Below are 8,345 nucleotides of genomic sequence, written 5' to 3'. Positions count from 1 at the left end.
CGCGGAGTACATGGCCGCGGGCATGAAGAGCTTCGCGGAGCGGGAGCTCGGCTGAGCGCTGTGCCGCCTCCCCTTCCTCAGAGGAGGCGGCATCTTCCGCTAGCGTCGGCCGAACAGGCGCTCGATATCAGCCAGCTTGAGTTCGACGTAGGTGGGCCGGCCGTGGTTGCACTGGCCGGAATGCGGCGTGGCCTCCATCTGGCGAAGCAGAGCGTTCATCTCTGGCGCGCTCAGCCGGCGGCCGGCTCGGACCGAGCCGTGGCAGGCCATGGTCGAGCAGACATCCGCCAGCCGTTCCTTCAGCGCCAGCGCCTGGCCGTTCTCGGCCAGGTCGTCGGCGATGTCGCGGACCAGGCCCGGGACATCGGTCTCGCCGAGCAGGGCCGGGACTTCGCGCACCAGCACCGCGCCGGGGCCGAAGGGCTCCAGCATCAGGCCGAGCGCCGCCAGTTCGTCGGCCTTGGCCGCCACCCGGTCGGCCTCGGCGGGATCGAGTTCCACAACCTCGGGCAGCAGCAGCACCTGGCGGGCGACACCGCCGTCGGCCATCTCGGTCTTCATCCGCTCATAGACCAGGCGCTCGTGGGCGGCGTGCTGATCGACGATCACCACCCCGTCGCGGGTCTGGGCGACGATGTAGGTCTCGTGAACCTGGGCCCTCGCGGCGCCGAGCGGATAGTCGACGGGATCGAAGACCGGCGCCGGCGCGGAGTCCTCGGCGAGGCCGGGCTCCCACTCGGGCTCGGCGCGCGCGGAAACCTCTGTGAGGCCGGGGATCGACTGGATCGCGGCGGCCAGGGCGCCACCCGGCCCCGACGACTGCCAGCCGCCCTGCCGCCAAGCCGAATAGCCGGCGGCTGACGGCGCCGGCGTCCACCCGCCGCCGGGCCGAAAACCGCCGAGCGCGGCGCTGGCGACAGTGGTCGAAGCGCGATGGCCGGCGGCGGCGAGCGCATGGCGCAGGCCGCCGATGATCAGACCGCGCACCAGGCCCGGATCGCGGAACCGCACCTCCGCCTTCGCCGGGTGGACGTTCACGTCCACGTAGGCCGTGTCGAGTTCCACATAGAGCGCCGCCAGCGGATGGCGGTCGCGGGCCAGGAAGTCGGCGTAGGCCGCGCGCAAGGCTCCCTGCAACAGTCGGTCGCGGACCGGGCGGCCGTTGACGAACAGGTACTGATGCGCGGCGTTGCCGCGGTTGTAGGTCGGTAGGCCGGCGAAGCCCGACAGGCGCACGCCCTCGCGCTCGTGATCCAGCGCCAGCGCATTGTCGGAGAACTCGTGGCCCATGATCGCCGAGAGGCGCGCCAGGCGCCCCAGCGGCCCCTTGGCCTCGGCGGGCAGGCGGATCGTGCGGCGGCCGTCCAGGTCCAGGGCGAAGCTCACCGCCTCATGAGCCATGGCCTGGCGCTTGATCTCCTCGGCGATGGCCATGGCCTCGGAGCGCTCCGACTTCATGAACTTCAGCCGAGCCGGCGTGGCGTAGAAGAGATCGCGAACCTCGACCCGGGCGCCGTGCGGATCCGGGAAAGCGGCAGGCGACACTGGTCCCACCGCGCCCGCCTCGACCAGGATGGCGTGCGCCTCCGCCGCGCCGCGCGCACGGCTGGAGATAGACAGTCGCGCCACCGAGCCGATCGACGGCAGGGCCTCGCCGCGGAAGCCCAGAGTGGCGATGTGCAGCAGGTCGTAGTCGCCGGCGTCGTCGGGGACGAGCTTGGAGGTGGCGTGCCGCTCGATGGCCAGGGGCAGTTCGGCGGCGGTCAGGCCTTGGCCATCGTCGGCCACCAGGATGCGTGTGAGGCCCCCGCCGTCGGCCTGGACCTCGACCCGCGTCGCGCCCGCGTCGAGGGCGTTTTCCACCAGCTCCTTGACCGCGCTGGCCGGGCGTTCCACCACCTCGCCGGCGGCGATACGGTTGACGGTTTCAGGCGGCAGGCGACGGATCGGCATGGTGAAGCTTTCGGCAGGTCCCCAATATAGGACGATTCCGCGGCAGCGGGCGTGGATGCGATTGGCCTTGGGGGGTTTCGCCGCCGGCCTGGCGCTTGCCTCCCCGGCATGGAGCCAGGCGCCACAGACCGCCGCGCGGCCCGACCCCAATGATCCCGATGCGGTGCTGGTCGAGGAGTTGGTGGTCACCGCCCGCCTCCCGGGTCCCGCCTGGTGGACGGTCTCCAACGGCAAGACCACCGTCTATGTGCTGGGCGCGCCGTCGTTGGCCCCCAAGCGGATGGCCTGGGATCGCGGCGTCTTCGACCGACGACTGGCGGGGGCGAACGAGGTGATCCTGCCGTTCCAGGACGTGCGGGTGAAGTTCACCGGCGTCATCGGCGCGGCCTTCAACTTCATTCGCCTGCGCGGGGGCGGCCCGTTCGAAGCGACGCTGGACCCAGGCCGGCGCGAGCGCTTCCTCGCGGTTCGCTCACGCCTGGGCGAGCCGGCCGACCACTATTCGACGCGAAACCCCCTGGCCGCCGGCCTGGTGCTGGCCACGGACTATCGGGAAAAGACCAGCCTGACGACGGCCGACCCCACGAAGCTTATCAAGCTCCTGGCCCACAACGCCCGCGTGCCGGTCTCGCAGCGGAGCTACGATCTCGGCCCGCTCATGGGCGCGATCATTCGCACGTCGCAGGCCGAGGGTATGGCCTGTTTCGACGAGGTGCTCGCCCAGGCCGAAGCCGGTCCGGGCGTCACGCAGGCGGCGGCCCGCGCCTGGGCCCAGGGCGACGTTCGCGGCGCCCTGGCGAACGAGCGCACCTACGAACGCTGCATCGCCGTCGTGCCGGGCGCGCAACGCTTCGACGCCGCGGTCAAGGCCGACCAGGTGGCCGCAATCGAACAGGCGCTGAAGACGCCCGGCCACGCCATCGCCGTCGTGCCCCTGCGGCCGTTGCTGGCGCAGGGCGGCGTACTCGATCAGCTGCGGGCCAAGGGCTACGCGGTCACCACGCCCGGCGAAGAGGCGCAATAGGCCTAGCGCGGGCCGAAGGTGGCGGCGACGAAGTTGTCGTAATTGTCGAGGACGTGCGGATCCTCCTTCACGATCTGCACCACCTGGCGCGGGATCAGCTTCAGATGGTCCACCATGCCCTCAGGGGTCATGTGCATGGTCGGCCCGAAGGCGCGGAAGATGGCGAAGCACTTCTGTTCATAGCCGGCCACGTCGACCTTGTCCGGGCCCTGGGCGAAGGCCGCCCGCGTCGTGTCGTAGAAGGCGTGCATGTGCGGATCATTGATCCAGGCCTGCTCGTCATTGCCCTGCATGTGGGCGGTGGTGGGATGCCCCGCGGGAAGGGCTGGGTGCTGCGCCCGAGCCGGGGCGGCAAAGGCGAGCACGGCGACTGCGCCGACGGCGACGAGGCCAGTAAGTTGGCGATGGATCATTCGGGTGCGCTCCAGGCTGCGGCATGCCTCTGCGATCCGTGAAGCGGTTGTCGCCGCATCGCCGGGCTGCTACGTCATGCCAAGAAACTCTGACATAATGTAAAATATCTTATACATCGTGTCTAGGATATTTTGCACGAGGCCGCGCGATGTCGTTCCGTGAGAAGTCCGCCTGGATCACGCTGGTGACGGTGCTGCTGTGCTTCGGGGCCTATTTCGGCGCGATCGTCACCGGCTGGGTCAGCGGCGAGGGGCTTGGGGCGATGCACCTGCTGCTCGCCTGCGCCGCCGTGCTGGTCATCCTGCAGATTGCGCTGAACAGGATCGCCTCGGCCACGACGCCGAAAGATGGCCGCGCGCCGGCCGATGAGCGCGAAGTCCTGATCCAGCACCGGGCGCGCGGCCTGGGCTACTATGTGCTGATGGGCTTCTCGCTGTCGCTGTTCCTGCCCGTGCACTTCGGGCACAGCGCGATCCAGATCGCCAACTTCGCCCTGCTGGGCGTCGTCCTCACCACCCTGGCCGTGGCCGGGGCCGAGATCGTCATGTTCCGGCGCGGTTTCTGAGCGTGACGCCCGGCCTGCCCATCGCCAACCAGATCCGCCGCCTGCGCTTCGAGCACGGCGAAATGACCCAGTCGGACCTGGCCGAGAAGATCGGCATGACCCGCCAGACCGTGGCCGCCATCGAGGCCGGCAAATACTCGCCCTCCCTGGAGGCGGCCTTCCGCATCGCCCACGTCTTCGGCGTGGGCCTGGATGAGGTGTTCCAGTGGATCGGGTGAAGCGGGCCTAGAGCCCCGGCAGCTTAATTTTCTTGTCCGGCGCATCGCGGGCGATGACGATCGCCTTGCCGCCGGTCAGCTTGGAGATCCGCTCGGCCTCGGCGGTCGGGTCGATCGGCGCCGTGCCGTCGCCCACGGGCTGCGGCGTAGTCGCCGGCGTCTTGTCGGCGCGCCAGAACATCACCTTGTCGGCGAAGCTCTTTTCCTTGTGCGCCACGTCGCCGAACTCGTCGTCGACCACATAGCGGATCAGGGGATCGGCCTTGTCAGCGCCGGCCTTGGCCACCAGCATCTTTTCGCCCTCGGACCGGGCCTCGCCCTCACGGGCGCCCAGAAGGGCGGTGCGCGCTGCGCTTTCCGGCTGCAGTTCCTGCGGCCGCGGCTTGCCGGGCGCCGGCGGGCGCAGCGCGAAGTCGGGCGGCACCACCAGCGGGGCCTTGGTGACCACACGGAACTCGTCGGGGGTGACCTTGTCCATGCCGAGCGCACTGCGCGTCGACACGCAACCCGCGAGTCCGGTCGCCGCGATCAGGGCCGTCGCAACGATCACTCGGTTGACGCTCATGAAAAACCCACTCCTAGGACCGCCCCCGGCCTCGAAGGGAGAGTGGATAGCGCAAACTGACGGTCCCGCCAACGCTGCATCAGGCCGCATCCCCGCCGGAGCCCACAGCCGCCTTGGCGGCGCGCTCGCGGCTGTCCTGACGCAGCATGTCGATCAAGAGCAGGCAGATGCCCACGCTGATCGCAGAGTCGGCCACATTGAAGATCCAGGGGAAGTAGAGCCGGGTGGCGTCGATGAAGTCGGCGACCTGGCCCAGGCGCACCCGGTCGACGGCGTTGCCGACCGCTCCGCCCATCACCAGACCCACCGCCACGGCGAACAGCGGCCGCTCTGTCTTGCGCACCCAACTCGCCAGGAAGAGCGCGACCAGCGCCGAGAAAAGCGTCAGCAGCCAGCGCGCCAGGTCGTGGCGGGATTGCAGGAAACCGAAGCTCACGCCGGGGTTCCAGATGTGGGTGAGCGCGATCGGCCCCAGGAACGGCACGCTCTGCCCTTCGGCCAGGCCCAGCACCGACAGGATCCAGTACTTCGCCGCCTGGTCGAGCACGACGACAGCGCCGGCCAGCAGCAAGGCGATCCAGCCGAGCTTCGAGACTTGCCGCATGTCAGGCCCTGCCGTGGGTTGCGTCCCACGCGGCCACGGCGTCGGCGTCGCGCAGGGAAAGGTCCGGATAGCGCGGGTCAGAGCCCACCTCGGGCAGGATACGCCAGGATCGGGCGCATTTGCGGCCTTCGGCGCGAAGCGACTCGACGGTGACGCCCTTGACCTCTGAAATGCGGAAAGCTCCCGCCGGACCCTCGCCGGCGACCAGCGTCGCCTGGCTGGTGCGAAACACCTCGGCCGCATCCAGGCCTTCGAAGGCGGCCAGCAGATCGGGGTCGGCGATGTAGACCTTAGGCGCGGCCTCCAGCGCGGCGCCCAGCCGCTTCTCGCGCCGTTCAACTTCGAGGGCGCCGGTGACCGCAGACGTCACCGCCTGCACCTTGGCCCAGCGCACGGCCTCGGCCTCGTTCTTCCAATCCGCCGGCGTGTCCGGGATGGTCCGCAGGCAGTTTGAGCCGGCGTCCGGATAGCGGGTGGTCCAGGCTTCTTCCATGGTGAAGGGGATGAGCGGGCTGAGCCAAGCCGTCAGCCGCGAGAAGGCCGCCTGCATCACAGTGCGCGCCGCGCGGCGGCGCACCGAATCCGGCCGGTCGCAGTAGAGGGCGTCCCTGCGGATGTCGAAGAACAGGGCCGAAAGCTCGGTCTGGCAGAATTCGGTGATCGGCCGGATCACATCCTGGAACAGGTAGCCCTCGTAGGCGGCGCGCACCTGGCCATCCAGCTCCCACAGCCGGTGCAGGATGAAGCGCTCCAGCGGCGGCATCTCCTCCAGCTCGACCGCCTCGTCCGGCGAATAGTCGGCGAGCGCGCCCAGCAGGTAACGGATGGTGTTTCGCAGCTTGCGATAGGCATCAGAGGTCGTCTGCAGGACGGTCTTGCCGATCCGGCTGTCGTCTGAATAGTCGATCATCGCGGCCCATAGCCGGATGATTTCCGCCCCGGATTCGCGGATGACCTGCTCGGGGTCGACCACGTTGCCCTTGGACTTCGACATCTTCTCGCCGTTCTCGTCCATGGTGAAGCCGTGGGTGAGGATGGCGTCGTAGGGCGCGCGGCCGCGGGTGCCGGAGCTTTCCAGCAAGGACGACTGGAACCAGCCGCGGTGCTGGTCGGAGCCTTCCAGGTAGAGATCGGCCGGCCAGTGGGTATGCGGGCGGTTCTCGAGCGTGAAAGCGTGGGTCGAGCCGGAATCGAACCAGACGTCGAGGATGTCCTCGACCTTTTCGAAGCGTTCCGGATCGTGCTGGCCCAGGAAATCGGACATCGGCCGGGTAAACCAGGCGTCCGCGCCCTCGGCCTCGATCAGCTGGATGATGCGGGCGTTGACGGCCGGGTCGTGCAGCGGCTGGCCGGTTTCCTTGTCGACGAACATGGCGAGCGGCGAGCCCCAGGCGCGCTGTCGGCTGATCAGCCAGTCGGGGCGGCTCTCGACCATGGCGCGGATGCGGTTCTGGCCGGCTGCCGGATAGAAGGCGGTGGCCTCGATGGATTCCAGCGCCGTCTCGCGCAGGGTGCGGCCGTTGTGCGCGGCGTCCTCCAAGGGCTCGTCCATGCGGATGAACCACTGGGGCGTGTTGCGGAAGATCACCGGCGCCTTGGAGCGCCACGAGTGCGGATAGGAGTGCTCGACCCGGCCACGGGCCAGCAGGCCGCCGGCCTCGACCAGCCTTTCCATCACCGCTGCGTTGGCCGGGCCGAACTTGCCGGCCTTCTTGCCCTCGGTCTCCAGCACCTTCAGGCCGGCGAACAACGGCACGCCCGGATAGTAGGCGCCGTCCGGATCGACGGTTTCGGGGATCTCGCGATGGCCGTGGGCCAGCCAGACGGCATAGTCGTCGGCGCCGTGGCCCGGGGCGGTGTGGACGAAGCCCGTGCCCGCATCCTCGGTGACGTGATCGCCGGCCAGCATCGGCACCTGGAAGCCGTATCCCCCATCCAGCGCCGCCAGCGGATGGCTCAGCACCATGCCCTCGGGCTCGACCTTCTCGACCTTTCGGAACTTGGCGACCTTGGCGGCGGCCATGACCTCGGCGGCCAGCTTCTCGGCCACGATCAGCCGGTCGCCAGCCTTGGCCCACGGCTCGAACTCCAGCCCCGTCTCCATGGCGTCGACCTGGAAGACCGCATAGTCGATATCGGGATTGTAGCTGACCGCTCGGTTGGCGGGGATCGTCCAGGGCGTCGTCGTCCAGATCACCACCGAGGCGTTGGCCGCGGCGTTGGAGCCTTCCACCACCGGGAACTTCACCCAGATCGTGGGCGAGACGTGGTCGTGGTACTCGACCTCGGCGTCGGCCAAGGCCGTGCGCTCCACGGGGCTCCACATCACCGGCTTCGAACCGCGGTAGAGCTGGCCGGACATCACGAACTTATGGAATTCCGCGACGATGGCGGCTTCCGAGCCATAGTCCATGGTGGCGTAGCGGTGGGCCCAGTCGCCGATCACCCCCAGGCGCTTGAAGCCCTCCATCTGGACGCCGATCCACTTGGCCGCGTACTCGCGGCAGCGGGTGCGGAACTCGGCCTTGGAGACCTCGTCCTTGCGCCGGCCCTGGGCGCGCAGCTCCTCCTCGATCTTCCATTCGATCGGCAGGCCATGGCAGTCCCAGCCGGGGACGTAGTCGACATCAAAGCCCAGCAGGAACCGCGAACGGACCACGAAGTCCTTCAGCGTCTTTTGCAGGGCGTGGCCGATGTGGATCGCACCGTTGGCGTAGGGCGGTCCGTCGTGCAGCACATAGAGCGGAGCGCCGGCATGCTGCCGGGCCTTGCGCATGGCGTTGTAGAGGTCGGCCTGCGCCCACCCCGCCAGGATCTGCGGCTCCTTCTGTGGCAGACCTGCGCGCATGGGGAAGGGCGTGTCGGGGAGGAAGACGGTTTCGCGATAGTCGCGCGATGGGGTGGCGTCGTCGGCCATGGAACTTTCCAGCGGTGTCCGGAGGTGAATTGAGGTCGCGGGGGATATCCCGACGCGCGCAGACGGCGTCCGTCCGGCGTCACGC

At 69.0% G+C, this 8,345-nt stretch carries 8 protein-coding genes; 3 read left to right on the top strand and 5 right to left on the bottom strand.

The features are described from left to right. Positions 1–99 precede the first annotated feature (99 nt). Positions 100–1,953, bottom strand: coding sequence for a DNA mismatch repair endonuclease MutL (gene mutL / locus E8A12_RS03655; protein ID WP_293366399.1), 1,854 nt, complete (start codon positions 1,951–1,953; stop codon positions 100–102). Between the two features lie 55 nt (positions 1,954–2,008). Here mutL and E8A12_RS03650 point away from each other — a divergent pair, with 55 nt between their 5' ends. Continuing rightward, the gene (locus E8A12_RS03650; protein ID WP_293366398.1) at positions 2,009–2,977 is read left to right on the top strand and encodes a TraB/GumN family protein; all 969 of its coding nucleotides are present in this window, start codon (positions 2,009–2,011) and stop codon (positions 2,975–2,977) included. Between the two features lie 2 nt (positions 2,978–2,979). Here E8A12_RS03650 and E8A12_RS03645 read toward each other — a convergent pair whose 3' ends face one another. Beyond that, the gene (locus tag E8A12_RS03645; protein ID WP_293366397.1) at positions 2,980–3,390 is read right to left on the bottom strand and encodes a hypothetical protein; all 411 of its coding nucleotides are present in this window, start codon (positions 3,388–3,390) and stop codon (positions 2,980–2,982) included. Between the two features lie 149 nt (positions 3,391–3,539). Between E8A12_RS03645 and E8A12_RS03640 the strand changes: the two genes are divergently transcribed. Together E8A12_RS03640 and E8A12_RS03635 are read left to right on the top strand one after the other, a co-directional pair. Continuing rightward, on the top strand, positions 3,540–3,956 hold the full coding sequence (locus tag E8A12_RS03640; RefSeq protein ID WP_293366396.1) for a hypothetical protein: 417 nt from the start codon (positions 3,540–3,542) through the stop codon (positions 3,954–3,956). A 2-nt stretch (positions 3,957–3,958) separates the two neighbouring features. Next, positions 3,959–4,174 (top strand): helix-turn-helix transcriptional regulator, encoded by a 216-nt coding sequence (locus tag E8A12_RS03635; RefSeq protein ID WP_293366395.1) that lies wholly within the window; start codon positions 3,959–3,961, stop codon positions 4,172–4,174. 7 nt (positions 4,175–4,181) lie between these two features. Here E8A12_RS03635 and E8A12_RS03630 read toward each other — a convergent pair whose 3' ends face one another. The 3 genes from E8A12_RS03630 to ileS all read right to left on the bottom strand — a co-directional run bounded on the left by E8A12_RS03630 (position 4,182) and on the right by ileS (position 8,260). Beyond that, on the bottom strand, positions 4,182–4,739 hold the full coding sequence (locus E8A12_RS03630; RefSeq protein WP_293366394.1) for a DUF3035 domain-containing protein: 558 nt from the start codon (positions 4,737–4,739) through the stop codon (positions 4,182–4,184). Between the two features lie 79 nt (positions 4,740–4,818). Then, a complete protein-coding gene (gene lspA / locus E8A12_RS03625; RefSeq protein WP_293366393.1) occupies positions 4,819–5,343 on the bottom strand; it encodes a signal peptidase II in 525 nt (174 codons plus the stop codon). Between the two features lies 1 nt (position 5,344). Further along, positions 5,345–8,260 carry an isoleucine--tRNA ligase gene (ileS, locus tag E8A12_RS03620; RefSeq protein ID WP_293366392.1) on the bottom strand — a complete coding sequence of 972 codons (2,916 nt, stop codon included), beginning with the start codon at positions 8,258–8,260 and terminating at the stop codon, positions 5,345–5,347. Positions 8,261–8,345: the final 85 nt, after the last annotated feature.

The sequence above is a fragment of the Phenylobacterium sp. genome, from assembly GCF_004799395.1.
Taxonomy (GTDB): Bacteria; Pseudomonadota; Alphaproteobacteria; order Caulobacterales; family Caulobacteraceae; genus Phenylobacterium.
The sequence above is the reverse complement of the archived record's forward strand: the minus strand, read 5'-3'. Positions and strand labels throughout refer to the sequence as shown.

Coding starts and splice junctions, on each gene's coding strand:
- E8A12_RS03630 (WP_293366394.1), bottom strand. CDS start 4,739: ATGAGCGTCAACCGAGTGATCGTTGCGACGGCCCTGATCGCGGCGACC.
- ileS (WP_293366392.1), bottom strand. CDS start 8,260: ATGGCCGACGACGCCACCCCATCGCGCGACTATCGCGAAACCGTCTTC.
- lspA (WP_293366393.1), bottom strand. CDS start 5,343: ATGCGGCAAGTCTCGAAGCTCGGCTGGATCGCCTTGCTGCTGGCCGGC.
- E8A12_RS03640 (WP_293366396.1), top strand. CDS start 3,540: ATGTCGTTCCGTGAGAAGTCCGCCTGGATCACGCTGGTGACGGTGCTG.
- E8A12_RS03645 (WP_293366397.1), bottom strand. CDS start 3,390: ATGATCCATCGCCAACTTACTGGCCTCGTCGCCGTCGGCGCAGTCGCC.
- E8A12_RS03650 (WP_293366398.1), top strand. CDS start 2,009: ATGCGATTGGCCTTGGGGGGTTTCGCCGCCGGCCTGGCGCTTGCCTCC.
- mutL (WP_293366399.1), bottom strand. CDS start 1,953: ATGCCGATCCGTCGCCTGCCGCCTGAAACCGTCAACCGTATCGCCGCC.